This is a genomic window from Halovulum marinum (genome assembly GCF_009697225.1).
GTDB classification, from domain to species: Bacteria; Pseudomonadota; Alphaproteobacteria; order Rhodobacterales; family Rhodobacteraceae; genus Halovulum; species Halovulum marinum.
In genome coordinates this window covers 243115-261434 of sequence record NZ_WIND01000004.1, presented here as the reverse complement: position 1 = coordinate 261434, position 18320 = coordinate 243115, and the positions used below count along the sequence as shown (strand labels likewise).

The 18320-nt window shown below is 70.5% G+C and carries 17 protein-coding genes; 6 read left to right on the top strand and 11 right to left on the bottom strand.

Annotation, left to right across the window (positions count from 1 at the left end):
• The first annotated feature begins 109 nt into the window (after positions 1-109).
• On the top strand, positions 110-634 hold the full coding sequence (locus GE300_RS08490; RefSeq protein ID WP_154446116.1) for a TetR/AcrR family transcriptional regulator: 525 nt from the start codon (positions 110-112) through the stop codon (positions 632-634).
• A 119-nt stretch (positions 635-753) separates the two neighbouring features.
• On the opposite strand, the gene pnp is transcribed toward GE300_RS08490, so the two are convergent.
• The gene (gene pnp / locus GE300_RS08485; protein ID WP_154446115.1) at positions 754-2880 is read right to left on the bottom strand and encodes a polyribonucleotide nucleotidyltransferase; all 2127 of its coding nucleotides are present in this window, start codon (positions 2878-2880) and stop codon (positions 754-756) included.
• A 192-nt stretch (positions 2881-3072) separates the two neighbouring features.
• On the bottom strand, positions 3073-3342 hold the full coding sequence (rpsO, locus tag GE300_RS08480) for a 30S ribosomal protein S15 (protein WP_154446114.1): 270 nt from the start codon (positions 3340-3342) through the stop codon (positions 3073-3075).
• Positions 3343-3569: 227 nt separating this feature from the next.
• Between rpsO and GE300_RS08475 the strand changes: the two genes are divergently transcribed.
• Positions 3570-4556 (top strand): serine hydrolase domain-containing protein, encoded by a 987-nt coding sequence (locus GE300_RS08475; RefSeq protein ID WP_154446113.1) that lies wholly within the window; start codon positions 3570-3572, stop codon positions 4554-4556.
• Between the two features lie 24 nt (positions 4557-4580).
• On the opposite strand, the gene GE300_RS08470 is transcribed toward GE300_RS08475, so the two are convergent.
• The 3 genes from GE300_RS08470 to GE300_RS08460 form a co-directional block, all read right to left on the bottom strand.
• The gene (locus GE300_RS08470) at positions 4581-5804 is read right to left on the bottom strand and encodes a PQQ-dependent sugar dehydrogenase (protein ID WP_154446112.1); all 1224 of its coding nucleotides are present in this window, start codon (positions 5802-5804) and stop codon (positions 4581-4583) included.
• Between the two features lie 104 nt (positions 5805-5908).
• Positions 5909-6607, bottom strand: a complete 699-nt coding sequence (locus GE300_RS08465; protein ID WP_154446111.1) for a hypothetical protein — start codon at positions 6605-6607, stop codon at positions 5909-5911.
• A 66-nt stretch (positions 6608-6673) separates the two neighbouring features.
• Positions 6674-7198, bottom strand: a complete 525-nt coding sequence (locus GE300_RS08460; protein ID WP_154446110.1) for a hypothetical protein — start codon at positions 7196-7198, stop codon at positions 6674-6676.
• A 175-nt stretch (positions 7199-7373) separates the two neighbouring features.
• Here GE300_RS08460 and GE300_RS08455 point away from each other — a divergent pair, with 175 nt between their 5' ends.
• Entirely contained in the window at positions 7374-7670 is a 297-nt protein-coding gene (locus GE300_RS08455) for a hypothetical protein (RefSeq protein ID WP_154446109.1), read from the top strand.
• Positions 7642-8364 (top strand): winged helix-turn-helix domain-containing protein, encoded by a 723-nt coding sequence (locus tag GE300_RS08450; RefSeq protein ID WP_154446108.1) that lies wholly within the window; start codon positions 7642-7644, stop codon positions 8362-8364. The genes GE300_RS08455 and GE300_RS08450 overlap by 29 nt, the downstream gene beginning before the upstream one ends.
• Positions 8365-8454: 90 nt before the next feature.
• On the opposite strand, the gene GE300_RS08445 is transcribed toward GE300_RS08450, so the two are convergent.
• The 3 genes from GE300_RS08445 to hslU all read right to left on the bottom strand — a co-directional run bounded on the left by GE300_RS08445 (position 8455) and on the right by hslU (position 12618).
• The gene (locus GE300_RS08445) at positions 8455-9693 is read right to left on the bottom strand and encodes an MFS transporter (protein WP_154446107.1); all 1239 of its coding nucleotides are present in this window, start codon (positions 9691-9693) and stop codon (positions 8455-8457) included.
• 43 nt (positions 9694-9736) lie between these two features.
• On the bottom strand, positions 9737-11206 hold the full coding sequence (locus tag GE300_RS08440) for a DUF2125 domain-containing protein (protein ID WP_154446106.1): 1470 nt from the start codon (positions 11204-11206) through the stop codon (positions 9737-9739).
• 110 nt (positions 11207-11316) lie between these two features.
• A complete protein-coding gene (gene hslU / locus GE300_RS08435) occupies positions 11317-12618 on the bottom strand; it encodes an ATP-dependent protease ATPase subunit HslU (RefSeq protein WP_154446105.1) in 1302 nt (433 codons plus the stop codon).
• A 170-nt stretch (positions 12619-12788) separates the two neighbouring features.
• Here hslU and GE300_RS08430 point away from each other — a divergent pair, with 170 nt between their 5' ends.
• Positions 12789-13178, top strand: a complete 390-nt coding sequence (locus GE300_RS08430; RefSeq protein ID WP_233416876.1) for a DM13 domain-containing protein — start codon at positions 12789-12791, stop codon at positions 13176-13178.
• Here the strand turns inward: GE300_RS08430 and hslV are convergent.
• The gene (gene hslV / locus GE300_RS08425; RefSeq protein ID WP_154446103.1) at positions 13168-13725 is read right to left on the bottom strand and encodes an ATP-dependent protease subunit HslV; all 558 of its coding nucleotides are present in this window, start codon (positions 13723-13725) and stop codon (positions 13168-13170) included. The genes GE300_RS08430 and hslV overlap by 11 nt on opposite strands.
• Before the next feature lie 223 nt (positions 13726-13948).
• On the opposite strand from hslV, the gene GE300_RS08420 reads away from it, so the two are divergent.
• Positions 13949-14515 (top strand): carboxymuconolactone decarboxylase family protein, encoded by a 567-nt coding sequence (locus tag GE300_RS08420; RefSeq protein ID WP_154446102.1) that lies wholly within the window; start codon positions 13949-13951, stop codon positions 14513-14515.
• Between the two features lie 115 nt (positions 14516-14630).
• Here GE300_RS08420 and GE300_RS08415 read toward each other — a convergent pair whose 3' ends face one another.
• Both GE300_RS08415 and infB read right to left on the bottom strand, forming a co-directional pair.
• A complete protein-coding gene (locus GE300_RS08415) occupies positions 14631-15737 on the bottom strand; it encodes an ATP-binding protein (protein WP_154446101.1) in 1107 nt (368 codons plus the stop codon).
• A 53-nt stretch (positions 15738-15790) separates the two neighbouring features.
• Positions 15791-18316 carry a translation initiation factor IF-2 gene (infB, locus tag GE300_RS08410; RefSeq protein WP_154446100.1) on the bottom strand — a complete coding sequence of 842 codons (2526 nt, stop codon included), beginning with the start codon at positions 18314-18316 and terminating at the stop codon, positions 15791-15793.
• Positions 18317-18320: the final 4 nt, after the last annotated feature.

Below are 18320 nucleotides of genomic sequence, written 5' to 3'. Positions count from 1 at the left end.
CCGGGACGGTCGGCCGTGACAGGACGATAGCCGGCTCATGGCCGACACCGCAGCACAACGCCGGGTCCGGGAGCGACCCGCCCATTACGGCATCTCTACCTGGTCAAGCATGGAACCGATCGAAACCCGTATCGCCGCCGGGCTGGAGCGCGCCTTCGCCCGCCACGGCTTTGCCCGGGCCAGCGTCGACGATCTGCGCGCGGCCTGCGACGTGTCGCTGCGCACGCTCTATCGTCACGCGCCGTCGCGCGGACAGATGGTGCGGATCGCGCTGGAGCATCGCCACGCCCGCTACATGGCGCGGCTGACCGAGGATCTGCCGGACAGCGGCACGCTGGAGGCGGTGCTGGAGCGGGTCGCCGACTGGATGCGGACCGAGGCGCCCCGGGGCTGCCTGTTCCACGCCGCCGTCGCCGCCGCCCCCGACGATCCGGCCCTGCGCGAGATGCTGTCGCGGCACAAGACGCAGATGGCCCGCGCCGTCGCCGCCGCCTGCGGCCTTGAGGGCCGGGAGCCGGAGCTGACGCTGATCCTCGAAGGGCTGACGCAGGGCTGGGTCACGATGGGCGACGCCGCGCTGACCGCCGCCCGCCGCATGGCGGCGCTGCTGGCGGCGGACCGGAACGCCGCCTGACGGGCCGACAGGCGCGACCTTGCGGCGGCTGTTTGCTCCCGGTCCACGCGGATCGGGCGCGCGGATACGAAAACGGGCGCCCGGTGGGACGCCCGCCTCGATCCGTCAGGAAGCGGCGATCACGCCTCTTCCTTGATCTCCTCGCCGGTGGTCTGGTCGACGGCCTTCATCGACAGGCGGACCTTGCCGCGGTCGTCGAAGCCCATCAGCTTGACCTTCACCTCCTGGCCTTCCTTGATCAGGTCCTTCGGGTGGCCGATGCGGCCGGCAGCCATCTGGCTGACATGCACCAGCCCGTCGCGCTTGCCGAAGAAGTTCACGAAGGCGCCGAAGTCCATGATCTTGACCACCTTGCCGGTGTAGATCTGGCCGACCTCGGGCTCGGCGACGATCGAGTGGATCATCGCCCGGGCACGTTCGATCGCATCGGCGTTGGGCGAGGCGATCTTAATCACGCCGTCGTCGTTGATGTCGACCTTGGCGCCCGAGGTTTCCACGATCTCGCGGATCACCTTGCCGCCCGAGCCGATCACCTCGCGGATCTTGTCGGTCGGAATGTTCATCGTCTCGATGCGCGGGGCGTGGGCCGAGAACTCGGTCCGGCCCTCACTCAGCGCCTTGCCCATCTCGGACAGGATGTGCATCCGGCCGTCCTTGGCCTGGGCCAGCGCCTGCTCCATGATCGCCGGGGTGATGCCGGCGACCTTGATGTCCATCTGCAGGCTGGTGATGCCCGACTCGGTGCCCGCGACCTTGAAGTCCATGTCGCCCAGGTGGTCCTCGTCGCCCAGGATGTCGGTCAGCACCGCGAACTGGCCGTCGTCCTCCAGGATCAGGCCCATGGCGACACCGGCGACCGGCGCCTTCAGCGGCACGCCCGCATCCATCATCGACAGCGACCCGCCGCAGACCGAGGCCATCGAGGACGAGCCGTTCGACTCGGTGATCTCGGAAACCAGCCGGATGGTGTAGGGGAAGTCGGTCGCCGCCGGCAGCACCGCCTGCAGCGCGCGCCAGGCCAGCTTGCCGTGGCCGATCTCGCGCCGGCCCGGGCCCATCATCCGGCCCGCTTCACCGACCGAATACGGCGGGAAGTTGTAGTGCAGCAGGAAGTTGGAGCGCGACTCGCCGTGCAGCGCGTCGATGATCTGCTCGTCGTCGCCGGTGCCCAGCGTGGTCACCACCAGGCCCTGGGTCTCGCCGCGGGTGAACAGCGCCGAGCCGTGGGTGCGCGGCAGCAGGCCGACCTCGGCGACGATGGGCCGCACGGTGGTCAGGTCGCGGCCGTCGATGCGGCGGCCGGTGGCGATGACGTCGCCGCGCAGCACCTTGCTCTCCAGCTTCTTGATCGCCGGGCCGAGGTTCTTGTCCGCCAGCTCGTCCTCGGACAGACCGCTGCGGATCGTCTCGCGGGCGGCCGAGATGGCGGTTTGACGCTCCTGCTTGTCGGTAATCGCGAACGCGGCGCGCATGGCGTCCTCGCCCAGGCCCTTCACCTTGTCGAACAGCGCGCCGTACTCGGGCGGCTGGTAGTCGAACGGCTCCTTGGCGGCCTCGCCGGCGAACTCGGTGATCATCCGGATCACCGGCTGCATCTGGTCATGGCCGAACTTCACCGCGCCCAGCATCTCGGCCTCGGACAGCTCGTAGGCCTCGGACTCGACCATCATCACCGCGTCGCGGGTGCCGGCGACGATCAGGTCCAGCCGCTGCTCGGGGTTCGAGCGCAGCTTGTCCATGTCCTCGACGGCCGGGTTCAGGATGTAGTCGCCGTCGACGAAGCCGACGCGGGCGCAGCCGATCGGGCCGCGGAACGGCACGCCGGAAATGGTCAGCGCCGCCGAGGCGGCGATCATCGCCACCACGTCGGGGTCGTTTTCCAGATCGTGGCTCAGCACGGTGCAGATCACCTGCGTCTCGTGCTTGAAGCCCTGGGCGAACAGCGGGCGGATCGGGCGGTCGATCAGGCGGCTGGTCAGCGTCTCCTTCTCGGTGGGACGCGCCTCGCGCTTGAAGAAGCCGCCGGGGATCTTGCCGGCCGCGTAGTATTTTTCCTGGTAGTGCACGGTCAGCGGGAAGAAGTCGAAACCTTCCTTCGGCTGCTTCTCGAAGACCACCGCGGCCAGGACGCTGGTCTCGCCATAGGTGGCGACCACGGCGCCGTCGGCCTGACGGGCGATCTTGCCGGTCTCGAGGGTGAGCGTGTCGTGCCCCCACTCGATGGATTTTCTGGTGATGTTGAACATGTTCGTCATCCTCTCGCGGCCCCCGCCCCCTGGCGGCGGGCCGCCACCCCCCGTTTCATCTCATCCTGGGCCGGGCCCGCCGGGGGCGGGGCGGGCGGCCCGTTCGGACATGTGCCGCGAGGTTCTCGGGGCGCGCGGCACGACCGCCCCAGTGTGCGAACGGCGCCCCGAGGGGGCGCCGTCCGGAAAGGCTCAGCGGCGGATGCCCAGCTTGGAGATGAGCGACTTGTAGCGCTCTTCGTCCTTGCGCCGGACGTAGTCCAGCAGCTTGCGCCGCTGGGCGACCAGCTTCAGAAGGCCACGCCGCGAGTGGTTGTCCTTCTTGTGGGTCTTGAAATGCTCGGTCAGGTTCGTGATGCGCGTCGTCAGGATCGCGATCTGAACGTCGGCCGAACCGGTGTCGCCGTCCTTGGTGGCGTAGTCCTTGATGAGCTGATCCTTCAGCTCTGGCGTGATCGACATCGTATGCTCCTTCAGCTTGTCGCGCCCTCCGGGGGCCGCAGCCGGGATGTCGTCCAGCAGGGTCCGTCCGGAATAGGCAACGCGCGCGGGAAACGCCCCACGCGCGCAATTCGGGGCTTATGACGCGAATCGGCGGAAAAGGAAAGAGAAATGCAGGCCGAGCCTTGACCGCGCGCCGGCGGTCCGAGCAAACTCCCGCCGAAATCTCGTACTTGGTTCCCGGGGTCATGAGCAGACTGAACCGCCGCACCTTCCTGACCGGCGCCGCCGCGCTGGCCGCCAGCCCCCTGCAAGCCGCCATCGCCCCGGTGCTGGATCATGCCGCGGGAACGCGGCAGTTGCGCGCGGTGCTGGTCGCGCACCGCGGCCGGCTGGTGGCCGACCGCGGCTTCAACGGCTTCAGCGCGGACAGCCGCACCAACATCAAGTCGGCCTCGAAGTCGATCATCGCCACGCTCGCCGGCATCGCCATCGACCGCGGCCTGCTCAGCGGGGTCGAGCAGCCGATCGCGCCGATCCTCGCGGACGCGCTGCCGCCGGACCCGGACCCGCGGATCAACCGCATCACCCTGGGGCACCTGCTGTCGATGCGTGCCGGGCTGGCGCCGATGTCGGGCGGGAACTACGGCCCGTGGGTGTCCAGCCGCAACTGGGTGCGCGCGGCGCTGGCCGCGCCGTTCGTGGCCGAGCCGGGGGCCGAGATGCTGTACTCCACCGCCTCGACGCACCTGGTCTCGGCGGTGCTGACCCGGGTCAGCGGCCGCAGCATGCTGGATCTGGCGCTGGACTGGCTCGGGCCGGTCGAGGGGTTCCGCATCCTCGGCTGGGACCGCGATCCGCAGGGGATCTATTTCGGCGGCAACCAGATGTCGATGACCACCCGCTCGCTGCTGGCCTTCGGCGAGCTGTACCGCCGCGGCGGGCGCACGGTCGACGGCGAACGGGTGGTGTCCGAGCGCTGGATCGACGCCGCCTGGACGCCGCGCACCCGCTCGCCGATGACCGGCGCGTTCTACGGCTACGGCTGGTTCCTGCGGCCGCTGGCCGGGGTGCCGACGCATTTCGGCTGGGGCTACGGCGGGCAGATGATCTATGTGCTGCCGTCCAAGGACCTCAGCATCGCGATCACCTCGAACCCGCTGATGCCGTCGCAGCAGACCGGCTACCGGCAACTGCTGGACGAGCTTGCCGCCGACATCGTGCGCCAGACCTGACCGGAGACCTGACCGGGCGCGCCCTCACTCGGTCGTGGCCGCCTCGGGCGTCAGCCGCAGCACCTTGCCGTTGGCGGCGTCGACCAGCGCCAGGATCGCGCCGTCGGCGGCGATCTCCAGATCGCGGATCCGGCCCTGGTCGGTCAGCAGCCGCTCCTCGCCGGTCACCGTGTCGCCGTCGAGGCGCAGCCGCACCAGCGCGCCGGGATTGAGCGACGAGATCAGCAGATCGCCCTGCCAGTCGGCGAACATGTCGCCGTCGTAGAACACCATGCCGCCCGGCGCGATCACCGGATCCCAGTAGTACCGCGGCTCGACCATGCCCTCGGCGCGGGGCTCGCCGCTGCCGACCGGGCTGCCGTTGTAGTTGATGCCGTAGCTGACCACCGGCCAGCCGTAGTTCTCGCCCGCCCGCGCGATGTTCAGCTCGTCGCCGCCGCGGGGCCCGTGCTCGACGGTCCACAGCGCGCCGCTTTCGGGATGGATGTCTGCGCCCTGGATGTTGCGGTGGCCCAGCGACCAGATCGTGTCGATGGCGTCCGCCTCGCCGGTGTAGGGGTTGTCCTGCGGCACCGAGCCGTCGGGGTTGATGCGGATCACCTTGCCGAAGGTCGTGCCCAGGTCCTGCGCCTTGCCGCGCTCGCTGCGCGCCGAGTGCTCTCCGGTGGTGACGAAGGCGCGGCCCTCGCCGTCGAAGAGGATGCGCGCGCCGAAGTGCATGGCGACCGGCGAGACCGGCTCCTGCACGAAGATGTCCTCGACCTGCGTCAGCTCCGAGCGGTCCTCGGACAGCACGCCGCGCGCGGCGGCGGTGACGTAGCCGCCGTCCTTGGGCTTGGCGTAGGTCCAGTAGATCCGCCGGTCGCTGTCGAACGCCGGCCCCAGCGCCACGTCCAGCAGCCCGCCCTGGTCGCGGACCGCGATCTCGGGCAGGCCCCGGACCGGTTCGGACAGGCTGCCGTCCGCGCCCAGCACCCGCAGCCGCCCGGCGCGCTCGGTCACCAGATAGCCGCCGTCCGGCAGCGCGGCGATGCCCCAGGGATTCGCCAGCCCCTCGGCCAGCGTCTCGACGGCCAGGGCGATGCCGCTGTCGCGGGCCGGCGCGCGGGTCTGGTTCTGGAACGCGGGCTCGAAGTGCGGCGCGTTCTTCGCGCCCTGCCGGACCGGCGCGCCGGTCTGGGCGCAGGCGGCGCCGGCAGTCAGCAACGAGACGCTCAGCAGCAGCGCGGCACGGGTGATGGCGGGCATGGTCGTTTCCTCCGGTCGCGGGAATGGTGCGGGTGTCGTTGTGCGGAAACCTAGCGCGGCGGCCCGGAAGTTTCTTCAAACGCCCGTGATCCGCGCCCGGCGGGCTAGAAGCCGGGCAGCACCCGGGTGCCGAACAGCCACACCGCCAGCGGCACCGGCGCCACCGCGATCACGATCGTCAGCACGAAGCCGGCGACCGAGTAGACCCGGCTCAGCCCCGCGACCAGCCCGATGCCGCCGCCGCCGCCGATCAGGCCGTTGCCCGGCAGGTTGACCAGCAGCGCCAGCGCGATGTGGCGCCGCCGCAGCAGCAGCGGCGCCAGACGCCCCGGCGCCTCGGCGATCAGCACCCGGGTCAGCGCGTCCGGCGGCAGCGCCGCCAGCGCCTGCAGCCGCGCCTCGGCGCGGGTCATCCGCAGCCGTCCGGCCAGCCGCGCCAGCGCCGGCAGCGGGATCAGCCGCCCGGCGGCGAAGGCCAGGGTCATGCCGCCCACCGTCGCCAGATAGACGTGCGGGGCGACGGCGGCGCCGAACATGCCCAGCATCGCCAGGCCGATCTCGACCCCCGGCACGAACGGCACCGCCAGCAGCAGCGCGTACAGCAGGCAGGTCACCCAGATCCCGCGGCGCAGCGACTCCAGCGTCTCGGGGCGCAGCTGCTGCTCGATGCCGCGCAGCCAAGCGCCCAGCGTCAGGTTCAGCGCGACGACCACCGCCAGTGCCAGAAGCAGCCGCAATGCCATCCCCGCGGCCGTGCGGGACGGGCGCGGGGCGGCGTTGGCGCACGGGGCGCGGCGGGTCATGGCGGGTTCCGGATCCTGTTGCGGTCCCGCCAGCCTACGCCGACGCGGCGGCGCTGGCCATCCGCGCTAGCGGTGCTTGCGCAGACATTCGCGGCCGGTGTAGGTGACCCAGCCGCGCTGCGTCCAGCGCTTGCGCAGGCACTGCCTGGTCACCGGCACGTCGGGGCGCGCCTTGTTGCGGCGGTGGTTGTGCGCCTTGGGCCTGTAGCCTTGGGGCTTTTGCGTCCGGGGCGGATGCCGGTACGCCGGCGGCCGCTGCGGCGCCGGCCGGTACGCGGGCCGGCACGGCCAGCTGCGTTGGTCGACCCAGCGCCCGTCGACGATCCGGCGCGTGACGCAGCGATCATTGGAACGCGCCTGCGGGCGGTGCGCGTACGGTGCGGGGCGATAGTCGTGCGGCTTGACCGCCGGCGCGGGCGCCTCGCGCTTGTCCTTCTGCCGGTCGTAGATGATCGCGCCCAGCACCGCCAGCCCGGCCAGCCCGGCGATCGCCGCTCCGAGACGGCGGTTGTCCATTTCGGCCGAGGCGCTGGTGGTGCCGGCCAGGATCAGCGCGGCCGAGGCGAGGCCGGTGATGACGAACTTGCGCATGGGGTACTCCTTTCGGTTCCTGTACACGGTGCGGCCGCCGCGGCGACCGCCCATGCCCAGCCTCGGCACGGGGCCGCCGGTCAGGCAATTTCGCCCCGCCGTCATCCGATGACGCGCCCGCGCGGGGCGGCTGTTATTGAATGACGCGGGCCGCCGCGGGCAGCATCGGCGGATCATGCACCGACTTCTCATCCCCCTGATTCTCCTGACCGTTATGCTGGCGCCCTCGGCGCTGGCCGCGGACGGCTGCTTCGCCGACTACAAGGCCAAGAAGGACAAGCCGCTGCGCCTGCACTACGGTGTTGTCCGGCTGCCGCCGCGCGCCTGCGACGACCCCGGGGCGGCCGAACGGATCCTGACCCGCCGCCTGGGCCGGGACGGATGGACGCTGCTGACCGTGGTGTCGACCTTCGACGAGGCGGGGCTGGAGAAAAGGGAAGAGGATGCAGGAGAGTACTTCCTCAGATACTGAAACCGGACCGGTCGCGGCGCTGACCGCCGGGGCCGGGCGCGTGGTCTGGGGCGGCATCGCCGCGGTGGTGGCGATCCTGCTGACCGTGGCGGTGGTGCTGGTCGCCAACCTGCCCGACGGCAACGCCTTCGACGCGCGGGTCGAGCGGATCTTCGTCGAGAACGCCGACCTGACCTCGACCGCCGAGATCAAGCTGCTGGAGATCCTCGCCGCCTCGGGCACCGCGTTCTCGGACACGCTGGAAAGCTACCGCTTCATGCTGTTCGTGCTGCTGGTGTTCGCCGCCGCGCTGCTGCTGGTGGCGCTGGTGTTCCTGCTGACCATCCTGGCGCTGAACCGGCGCATGACCGAGATCGAGCGCGCCGGGATCCAGATCAACAGCCTGATCCTCAGCCGCGAGGCGCGGCTGGTCTATCTCAACAGCATGGAGTTCAAGCTGACCGAGGCGGCGATCGAGACCCTCGCCGTGCTGTGCGAGGCGCGGATGGACGACGAGGTGCTGCCCGGCGCGGCGATCGAGGCGATGGTCTCGGGCCGCGATCCCGCCGACTGCGAGGAGGCCGCCGGCGCGGTGCGGATCAAGCGGCTGCGCGACGCGCTGGGCAACCAGATCGTGTCCGAACTGCTGGTGCGCAACGTCGCCCGCAAGGGCTACTGGCTGTCGATCGACAAGGACGTGATCCGGCTGGTCTGAGCGGCGGCCCCGGCGGCACCTGGGCGCGCAGCGGCCGGCGGCGGACGCTTCCGGCGGGGATATCTCGGGAAAGTGGACGCCGTGGCGCGGCTACAGCGGCAGCGGCTGGGCGGCGGCCAGCAGCGGCCGGGCGCGGCGCAAGCCGGCGGCAAGCAGCGCCGCCGCGGCCAGCACGATCAGCGCCATGCCCTGCAGCTGCCGGTCATAGTCGACACCCAGGTCGATCAGCCAGCCGGTGACCAGCGGCCCCAGCGCGGTGGCGAACACCATTGTCGCGGTGGCGACGCTGCGGATCGCGCCCAGGTGCCGGGTGCCGTAGTACTCCGGCCAGAACGCGCCGCTCGCCGCCGCGCCCATGCCGTGCATCAGCCCCATCAGCACCATCCCCAGCGCCGCCAGCGCCAGGCTTTCGGCGACGCTGATCAGGGTGAACGCGGCCGCCAGCGGCAGCAGGTAGAACGGCATCACCCGGCCCGCGCCCCAGCGGTCGATGGCGGCGCCGGTGGCCAGCAGCGCCGCCAGCCCGGCGCCGGTATAGAGCGGGAACAGCCCGGTGAACGCCTCCAGCGTCCAGCCCTTCCGCTCGACCAGATGCACCTGCTGGAAGAAGAAGGCGGTGCCGAAGATCGGCTGCGCCAGCAGACCGGGCAGGCTGACCCAGAACAGCCAGTGCCGCAGCGCGCCGCGCCGGGTCCAGTGCCGGCCCAGCATGCCGGTGCCGCCGTCGCCCTGCGCCGCGCCGCGCGGGCTGCGCTCGCGCCGCAGCAGCAGCAGGACCACCGGCACATAGGCCAGCAGCACCAGCGCCGCCACGCCCCAGGCGCCGCGCCAGCCCAGCCAGCCGGTCAGCAGCACGAAGCTTACCGGCATCACCGCCTCGGCCAGCGAGAAGCCCATCGACACGATCGAGATCGCGCGCCCGCGCTGCGCCGCGAACCAGCGCCCGACCGAGACGATCGCCAGATGGCTCATCATCCCCTGGCCGCAGAACCGCAGGCCGAACACGATAACCACCAGCAGCCCGGCGGCCGGGTTCAGCGCCATCGCCGCGCAGACCGCGGCGAACAGCACCAGGTTCAGCACCGCCAGGCTGCGGGTGCGATAGCCGTCGACCACGCCGCCGACCAGCAGCATCAGCGCCGCCGAGGCCAGCGTGCCCAATGCATAGATGCTGCCCCATTCGCCGTGGCTGAGGTCGAACTCGGCGCGGATCTCGCCGGCGAACACCGCGATGAAATAGGTCTGGCCGAATGCCGAGCCGAACGTCAGAAGCCCCCCGGCGGTCAGCCAGGGGGCGTTGGTCCTGAGGAAATCACCGAGCGCCCGCATGGGCGCCATCCCGATCCGAAAACCGGGCGGGTGTAAAGCGCCGTCACTGGATCGGCTGACCGTTGGCCAGGATCGCGCCGTCGCGGAACTCGATCGTCGAGGTGAAGGCGTCGTCGCCCGCGGGCTTGGTGAAGGCCATGATCATGCCCATCATCATGCCGACCTGCATCTGGTCGACCAGGCCCAGCTCGACCAGGCTCTGGCTCAGGCCCTGCACGCCGCTGATCGCGACATCGACGGCGCCGTTCGGCAGCGGCATCGGCCCCGAATTGTCCAGCGTCACCGCGCCGCTGGCCTCGACCAGGGCGCCGGCGGCCGACAGCAGCAGCCGGTTCAGATCGACGGTCTCGACCCGGCCCAGCGCCATCGGATTGTCGGTCTCGGGCATCTCGCTCAGCGGCCGGTCCAGCTGCAGCGCCGCGGTCAGGTCCAGCTCCAGCGTGGCCGGATCGCGCGGGATCGTCGACTGCGGATCGAACAGGCCCCAGACCGACTCGCCCAGCGCCAGCTCCTGCAGGTTCAGCGCCAGCTTGACGTCGCGGACCTCGTCGCTGGGCGCGACCGGGGCGCGCAACTCCATGTCCAGCTGCCCGATCGACGCCTCGAACGGCGGCAGCGGCAGCGCCGACGGGTCCGGGGTGACGACGTAGTTCACCGTGCCCGAGGTGGTGCGGTACAGGAACTGCCCGTCGGCGATCGAGATCTCGGCCGAGGCCGCCTGCGCGTCGCTGTCCAGGGTGATCGGCATGTTCGGATCGCCCGAGGTGAAACGCTGCGTCGCCGGGCCGCTCTGCATCGTCAGCCGGAAGCCGTCCTCGGCCAGGAACCGGTCCATGTCCTGCTCGCCCGCGGGCAGGCCGGTGCCGGCGAAATCGACGACCAGCGCCTCGCCCTGCATCTCGCCGCTCATGCTGGCGCCGCTGTCGGGGTCGACGAAGGCGTAGTCCAGCGCCAGCGCGTCCATCGAGAACGCCCCCGAGGCGTCGCGGCTGGCCTCGTCGAAGGCCATCGAGAACGCGACATTGCGCGGCGTCGCCGACAGCGCCTTCAGCGCCGGGTGATCCTCGGAGCCGCCGGTGACCGACAGGCTGTCGGCGGTGAAGCTCAGCGACGGCTTGCCCGCCGCGCCCAGCACCCAGTTGGTGGTCAGCACGAAATTCTCGCTCGCCACCCGGATCTCGACCGGCGGCACCTCGCCGCCGCCGGTGCCGGCAAAGGTCACCACCGGCGCGACGGTGATGGCCACGTCGCCCGGCGTCTGCGTCGACGGCGTGACGGTGACGAAATCGGTGGTGATGATCACGTCGCCGTCCTCGGGCGCGATGCGCACGCCGCGCAGCGTCAGGCTGTTGTCCGGCCCGACCTCGCGCGACTCGAAGGTCAGATTGCCGCCGCCGTCGTTCAGCTGCTGGATCCCGTCGTCCACCGCGCTCTGGACGGCGTCGGCATCCTGCGCCCAGGCCGCCCCCGTCAATGCAAGAGCCGCGGCGGAAGAGAGAAGAAGCTGTTTCATGGTGTGCTTTCCGATCTGGTCATTTTCCGCGCGGACCCTAGCACGGGATTTGCGACTTCCCTACGGCGGGAACGGGGGCAGACGGTCACATTCCGCGGTATTGTTCCGGTTCACAGGACATAGCGGCTCAGGTCCACCGATTTCGCCAGCTCGCCCAGCTGCGCCTCGACGAACGGGCCGTCGATGGTGACGGTCTCGCCGCCGCGGTCCGGCGCGCTGAAGCTGAGCTCCTCGAACACCCGCTCGAGCACCGTGTACAGCCGCCGCGCGCCGATGTTCTCGACCGAGGCGTTGACCTCGGCGGCGATCCGCGCCAGCGCGGCGATGCCGTCCTCGGTGAAGGCGACCGAGACATCCTCGGTCCGCATCAGCTCGGTGTACTGCCGGGTCAGCGCGTTGTCGGTCTCGGTCAGGATGCGCACGAAATCCTCCTCGGTCAGCGCGCGCAGCTCGACCCGGATCGGCAGCCGGCCCTGCAGCTCGGGTAGCAGGTCCGACGGCTTGGCGATGTGGAACGCGCCCGAGGCGATGAACAGGATGTGGTCGGTGCGCACCGGGCCGTGCTTGGTCGAGACCGTGGTGCCCTCGATCAGCGGCAGCAGGTCGCGCTGCACCCCCTCGCGGCTGACCTCGCCGCCGCGGGCGTCCTGGCGGGTGGCGACCTTGTCGATCTCGTCCAGGAACACGATGCCGTCCTCCTCGACCGCGCGGATCGCCTCGCGGGTGACCTCGGCGTCGTCCAGCAGCTTGTCGGCCTCCTCGGCGATCAGCAAATCGTAGCTGTCGGCAACGCGCATCTTCTGCTTCTTGGTGCGGCCCTGGAAGGCCTTGCCGAACAGATCGCCCAGGTTCATCGCGCCCATGCCGGGCTGTCCGGGGATCTCCATCACCGGGAACGGGCTGGCGCTGTCGGCGATCTCGACCTCGATCTCGTGGTCGTCCAGCAGCCCGTCGCGCAGCTTCTTGCGGAACATCTCGCGGGTCTGCTCGCGGGCGTCCTTGCCGGCCAGCGCCTCGATCACCCGGATCTCGGCGGCGTCGTGGGCGCGGGCCTTGACCTCGTCGCGCTTGTGCTCGCGGACCATGACGATGGCGCTGTCGACCAGGTCGCGGACGATCTGCTCGACGTCGCGGCCGACGTAACCGACCTCGGTGAACTTGGTCGCCTCGACCTTCAGGAACGGCGCGCGGGCCAGCCGGGCCAGGCGGCGGCTGATCTCGGTCTTGCCGACGCCGGTGGGGCCGATCATCAGGATGTTCTTCGGGAACACCTCGTCGCGGATGTCCGCGCCCAGCTGGCGGCGGCGCCAGCGGCTGCGCAGCGCGACGGCGACGGCGCGCTTGGCCTCCTTCTGGCCGATGATGAAGCGGTCGAGCTCGGAGACGATCTCGCGCGGGGTCAGGTCGGTCATCGGGTATGCTCCGTTGTCGGGGCGCGCGACGCGGCGCGGGTGTGTCGGGGGGCCGTGGGCGCGCGCTCACGCGGGTCTCGCGCGCCGGCAACTGTGCGTGAGGCCGGATGGACCGGGGCGGAGTGACGGGGCAGGCTGCCGGCATCCGTACCCGGCAAGGAGTCATCCGCATGCCCACCCGTCGCATCTTCGTCACCGGCCTGATCGCCGTCCCGCTGCCGCTGTTCAGCGGCGCGCTGCGGGCGCAGACCCTGGCCTCGGGGCGCTTCACCGGCGCCAGCGGCCACGTTACCAGCGGCACCGGCGGGCTGGTGGTGCAGGACGGCGCCACCTGGGTCAGCCTGGCCGAGGATTTCCGCTTCGACGGCGCGCCCGACCCGAAGGTGGCGCTGGGCCGGGGCGGCTACGATCCGTCGACCATCCTCGGGCCGCTGAAATCCGACAGCGGCGCGCAAAGCTACCGGCTGCCGGAGTCGATCGACCCGGCCGCCTATGACGAGATCTGGATCTGGTGCGAACAATTCGACGTCCCGCTGGGTTCGGCCAGGCTCAGCCGCTGATCTTTTCGACGGTCATGTTGCCGTTGGTGTAGACGCAGATCTCGGCGGCGATGCCCAGCGCGCGCCGGGCGATGGTCTCGGCGTCCATGTCGGTGTCGGCCAGCGCCCGCGCCGCCGCCAGGGCGAAGTTCCCGCCCGAGCCGATCGCGGCGACGTCGTGTTCTGGCTCCAGCACGTCGCCGGCGCCGGTGACCACCAGCAATTCCTTGCCGTCGGTGACGATCAGCATCGCCTCCAGCTTCTGCAGGTACTTGTCGGTGCGCCAGTCCTTGGCCAGTTCGACCGCCGCGCGCTGCAGCTGGCCGGGGGTGGCCTCCAGCTTCGCCTCCAGCCGCTCCAGCAGGGCGAAGGCGTCGGCGGTCGAGCCGGCGAAGCCCGCCACCACCTCGTAGCCGCCCGGCGCCAGCCGCCGCACCTTGCGGGCGGTGCCCTTGATGACGGTCTGGCCCAGGCTCACCTGGCCATCGCCGGCGACGACCACCGTGCCGCCCTTGCGCACCGCGACGATGGTGGTGCCGTGCCAGCCGGGAAAATCCGTGTCGCTCATCTCGCCCTCCGCTCGCTCCCCGCGCCATATAGGCCGCCGCGGCTGCGGATACCACCCGGCGGCGGCGGCCGGTCACGGCCTCTCACGTCATCTTGCGCCCCGCTTGCAGCGTCGGGCCGCAGCGCACAGGTCAAGGCGCAACGCGGCGTGTTACCGCGCGACCGCCATTGCCAAGGCCATTGCCAAGGCCATCGCCAAGGCCATTGCCAAGGAAGGAGCGAGCATGACCGACGCACAACTGCATACCGTCGCCACCGCGCCCGAACGGTCGAAACCGCTGCTCGAGGCGGCGCACAAAGCCGCGGGCCGGGTTCCCAACCTGCACGCGCTGATGGCCGAAAGCCCGGCGCTGCTGGAGGGCTACCAGACGCTGCACCGGCTGGCGGTCGAGGCCACCGGCTTTACCGCGACCGAGCGCACCGTGGTCTGGCAGACCGTCAACGTCGCGCATGGCTGCCACTACTGCGTACCGGCGCACACCGCGATCGCCAGGGCCGAGGGCATCGACGACGCGGTGACCGAGGCGCTGCGCGACGAGGAGCCGCTGAACGAGCCGCGGCTCGACGCGCTGCGCTGCTTCACCCTGGCGGTGTTGCACAAGCGCGGGCAGCTGTCGCCGGGCGACATGCAGGCGTTTCTCGACGCCGGCTACGACAATCGCGCGGTGATGGACGTGGTCGCCATCGTCGCGCAGAAGCTGATGTCGAACTACGTCAACGCCATCTTCGGCACGCCGCTGGACGATGCGTTGCGGGAATTTGCCCGGGGCTCCGGCCGCAGGGCCGCCTGAGCTTCCCCGATCAGGCCCGGGCAAAGCGGCGGCCGGTGTACGCGCCGGCCGCCGGCATCGCAGACGGCGCGGATATGGATCAATATGGTGAATACCATATTTCCGGCTCGCGCTGTCAGAATTCCTCGGCGGGCCGCGCGCGCACCCATTCGGCAAAGGCCGGGTCGGTCAGCACCCGCTCGCGCGCCAGCTTGTCGGCGATGCCGTTGCGGGTCAGCGTGTTCAGCCGCGTCTGGATCTGCGACGGGGTCATCGGCTGGCCCAGCGCCGCCGAACGCTCGGACCCCGGCTGCCCGGTGATCGCCGGCTGGCGCTCGGCCAGCATCCGCGTCACCACCCGCAGCTCGGGCGTCATGTCGGCCCAGATCTTCAGAAAGCCTTCCGAGCGCGCCAGTTCGGCGCGGGCGCGCAGCGCCGCGTCGTCGGCGTCGAGATCGGGATAATCCACGCGCCGGTCGAGCCAGACCCGGAACAGCTGCGGATTGCGCTCGTAGGTCTCGAACACCCGCATCGCCTCGCCGGTCTTCAGCTTGCGGCCGGTGACTTCCCTGAAGCGCGCCAGCATGTGGTCGACGAAGCCGTCGTCCAGCGGCGGCAACGGCACCTCGGTCGCGAAGCGGTAGAACGGCGCGGTGCGCTCGTCCAGCACCGCGCGCAGCTTCTCCTGGCTGGAGCCGGTCATCACCGTGCAGATCTTGGGCCGCAGTTCGTCCAGCTTGGTGCGCAGCGTCTTGACCAGCGCGGCGTCGGTGTCGGCGGTGCCGATCTCCTGGAACTCGTCGAGCAGCAGCAGCGTGCGGCGCTTCTTCTGCGCCAGCTGGTCGAACAGGTAGTCCAGCGCCGCGCCCTGCTCCTCGGCCGGGGTCTCGCCGCCCAGCGAGATCTCGACGCCGCCGGTGCCCGGCACCGGCACGCTGAACTTCAGCGCGCCCGTGCCGGAAAGCCCGCCCAGCAGCCGCTGGACATAGCCCTTGCGGTCCGCCAGCGCGCGCTGGATCTCGTGGATCAGCACGGCCAGCGGCGCCTTCACATCATACAAACTGGCATAGACGACGAACCAGCCCGCGGCGGCGGCGGCGGGCGCCAGATCCTGCCGCAGGAACTCGGTCTTGCCGGTGCGGCGCGGACCGAACATGACGATGGCATGGGTCAGCCCGGTGTCGAGCCGGTCCATCACCGCCTTGGTGTGTCCGGTACGGGGATAGTGCCAGGGGTCGATCATATGGCGCAGTATGGCTTGAACCAATAATATGGTTCAAGCCATATTCTGCCATGTCAGAGCGTGCGTTCGATTTCCTCGGTCTCGAAGATCTCGATCACGTCGCCATCGCGGATGTCCTCGTAGTTCTCGAAGGCCATGCCGCATTCCTGGCCGCCCTGGACTTCCTTGACCTCGTCCTTGAAGCGCTTCAGCGTCTTCAGCTTGCCCTGGTGGATCACCACGTTGTCGCGCAGCAGGCGGACGCCGGCCTCGCGGCGGGCGACGCCTTCGGTGACGACGCAGCCGGCGACCTTGCCGACGCCCGACACCTTGAACACCTGCTTGATCTCGGCATAGCCGATGAAGCGCTCGCGGATCTCGGCCGACAGCAGGCCGCTGGCGGCGGCTTTGATGTCGTCCACCAGATCGTAGATGATCGAGTAGTAGCGGATCTCGACACCCTTCTGGTTGGCGCTTTCGCGCGCCGGCGCGTTGGCGCGGACGTTGAAGCCGATGATCGGCGCGCGGCTGGCCTCGGCCAGGGTCACGTCGCTTTCGGTGATGGCGCCGACGCCCGAGTGCAGCACGCGCACGCGCACCTCGTCGTTGCCGACCTTCTCCATCGCCTGCACGATCGCCTCGGCCGAGCCCTGAACGTCCGCCTTCACCAGGATCGGCAGTTCGGACACGTTCTCGTCGGCCTTCTTCTGCGCCAGCAGCTGGTCCAGCGTGGTCGCGGCACCGGCGGCGGCGCGCTTGTCCTTGGCGGCCTGGGCGCGGTACTCGGCGATCTCGCGGGCGCGGCCCTCGTCGGCGACCACGTTCAGCACGTCACCGGCCTCGGGCGTGCCGTTCAGGCCCAGCACCTCGACCGGGACCGACGGGCCGGCCTCGTCGACGCGCTCGCCCTGGTCGTTGATCAGCGCGCGGACCTTGCCCCACTGCTCGCCGACGACGAAGATGTCGCCGCGGCGCAGGGTGCCGCGCTGCACCAGCACGGTGGCCACGGGGCCGCGGCCGATGTCCAGCTGCGCCTCGATCACCGCGCCTTCGGCAGGGCGGTCGGGGTTCGCGGTCAGGTCCAGCAGTTCAGCCTGCAGGGCGATGTTCTCCAGCAGCTGGTCCAGCCCCTGGCCGCTGATCGCCGACACCTCGACGTCCAGCACCTCGCCCGACATCTTCTCGACGACGACCTCGTGCTGCAGCAACTCGGTGCGGACCTTGTTCGGGTCGGCGCCGGGCTTGTCGATCTTGTTGATCGCCACGATCATCGGCACGCCGGCCGCCTTGGCGTGGTTGATCGCCTCGATGGTCTGCGGCATCACGCTGTCGTCGGCGGCCACCACCAGCACCACGATGTCGGTCACCTGCGCACCGCGGGCGCGCATCGAGGTGAACGCGGCGTGGCCCGGCGTGTCCAGGAAGGTCAGCAGCGCGCCGCCGTCGGTGGTGATCTGATAGGCGCCGATGTGCTGGGTGATGCCGCCGGCCTCGCCCTGCACCACGTTGGTCTTGCGGATCGCGTCCAGCAGGCTGGTCTTGCCGTGATCGACGTGGCCCATGATGGTGATCACCGGGGCGCGCGGCTGCAGATCCTGCGGATTGTCATCCGAAGTTGCGATCGCCTGCTCGACGTCGGCGTCCGAGACGCGCACCGACTTGTGGCCGAACTCCTCGACGATCAGCTCGGCGGTCTCGGCGTCGATAGTCTGGTTCTGCGTCGCCATGATGCCGCTGGTCATCAGCGCCTTGACCACCGCGGCGGTGCGTTCCGCCATGCGGTTGGCCAGTTCGCTGACCACGATCGCCTCGGGGATCCGGACCTCGCGCACGACCTTCTCGCGCGGCTCGTTCGAGCCCTGCATCTTGCGCTTCTCGCGCTCCTGCCGGCGGCGCATCGCGGCGACCGAGCGCTGACGGCCGGACTCGCCGGTCGCCTGGGTGATCGTCAGCTTGCCCGAGCGGCGGCGGTCGGCGCCGGCGCCCTTGTTGCCCTTGGGCGTCTGCTGCGGACGGCGGTCTTCCTGCGGGCGGTCGGTCTTGGTCGCCTTGGCCGGACCCTTGCCGGATTCGGCGCGCGCGGCGGCGGCCTGCGCGGCGGCCGGGTCGATCGACTCTTCCTTCTTCGCGGCGGCGCGGGCCGGCTTGGCCTTGTCGGTGTCGAGGGCGGCCTTCTCGCGCTCAGCGCGCTCGCGCTCCTCGTCCTCCTTGCGCTGGCGGGCGATCTCGCGCTCGCGCTCCTCGCGCTCGGCCTGTTCCTTCTCGGCGCGCAGCCGCGCCATTTCATCCTCGCGCGCCTTCTCCTCGGTGGCCAGGCGCTCGGCGCGCTGGGCCTCGTCGGCCCTGGCTGCCTGCAGCGCCTTCAGCCGGCGCTCGCGCTCGGTGTCGGACAGCTGGCGCCCGGCGGCATTGCCGCCCGCACCGCCGCGGCCGCCACCGGGGGCGTTCTTGGGCACGACGACACGCTTGCGCTTGCGCTCCACCGTCACCGACTTGGACCGGCCATGCGAGAAGCTCTGCTTCACGTGGCTCGTCTCGGTCCCGCCGCCGCGAACACCGAGTGTCTTGCCCTTGTCGGTTCTGTCTTTCGTATCGCTCATGCGC

Bases quoted from the DNA above. Each gene is read 5' to 3' on its own strand.
- GE300_RS08490 (WP_154446116.1), top strand. From the start codon at position 110: ATGGAACCGATCGAAACCCGTATCGCCGCCGGGCTGGAGCGCGCCTTC.
- pnp (WP_154446115.1), bottom strand. From the start codon at position 2,880: ATGTTCAACATCACCAGAAAATCCATCGAGTGGGGGCACGACACGCTC.
- rpsO (WP_154446114.1), bottom strand. From the start codon at position 3,342: ATGTCGATCACGCCAGAGCTGAAGGATCAGCTCATCAAGGACTACGCC.
- GE300_RS08475 (WP_154446113.1), top strand. From the start codon at position 3,570: ATGAGCAGACTGAACCGCCGCACCTTCCTGACCGGCGCCGCCGCGCTG.
- GE300_RS08470 (WP_154446112.1), bottom strand. From the start codon at position 5,804: ATGCCCGCCATCACCCGTGCCGCGCTGCTGCTGAGCGTCTCGTTGCTG.
- GE300_RS08465 (WP_154446111.1), bottom strand. From the start codon at position 6,607: ATGACCCGCCGCGCCCCGTGCGCCAACGCCGCCCCGCGCCCGTCCCGC.
- GE300_RS08460 (WP_154446110.1), bottom strand. From the start codon at position 7,198: ATGCGCAAGTTCGTCATCACCGGCCTCGCCTCGGCCGCGCTGATCCTG.
- GE300_RS08455 (WP_154446109.1), top strand. From the start codon at position 7,374: ATGCACCGACTTCTCATCCCCCTGATTCTCCTGACCGTTATGCTGGCG.
- GE300_RS08450 (WP_154446108.1), top strand. From the start codon at position 7,642: ATGCAGGAGAGTACTTCCTCAGATACTGAAACCGGACCGGTCGCGGCG.
- GE300_RS08445 (WP_154446107.1), bottom strand. From the start codon at position 9,693: ATGCGGGCGCTCGGTGATTTCCTCAGGACCAACGCCCCCTGGCTGACC.
- GE300_RS08440 (WP_154446106.1), bottom strand. From the start codon at position 11,206: ATGAAACAGCTTCTTCTCTCTTCCGCCGCGGCTCTTGCATTGACGGGG.
- hslU (WP_154446105.1), bottom strand. From the start codon at position 12,618: ATGACCGACCTGACCCCGCGCGAGATCGTCTCCGAGCTCGACCGCTTC.
- GE300_RS08430 (WP_233416876.1), top strand. From the start codon at position 12,789: ATGCCCACCCGTCGCATCTTCGTCACCGGCCTGATCGCCGTCCCGCTG.
- hslV (WP_154446103.1), bottom strand. From the start codon at position 13,725: ATGAGCGACACGGATTTTCCCGGCTGGCACGGCACCACCATCGTCGCG.
- GE300_RS08420 (WP_154446102.1), top strand. From the start codon at position 13,949: ATGACCGACGCACAACTGCATACCGTCGCCACCGCGCCCGAACGGTCG.
- GE300_RS08415 (WP_154446101.1), bottom strand. From the start codon at position 15,737: ATGATCGACCCCTGGCACTATCCCCGTACCGGACACACCAAGGCGGTG.
- infB (WP_154446100.1), bottom strand. From the start codon at position 18,316: ATGAGCGATACGAAAGACAGAACCGACAAGGGCAAGACACTCGGTGTT.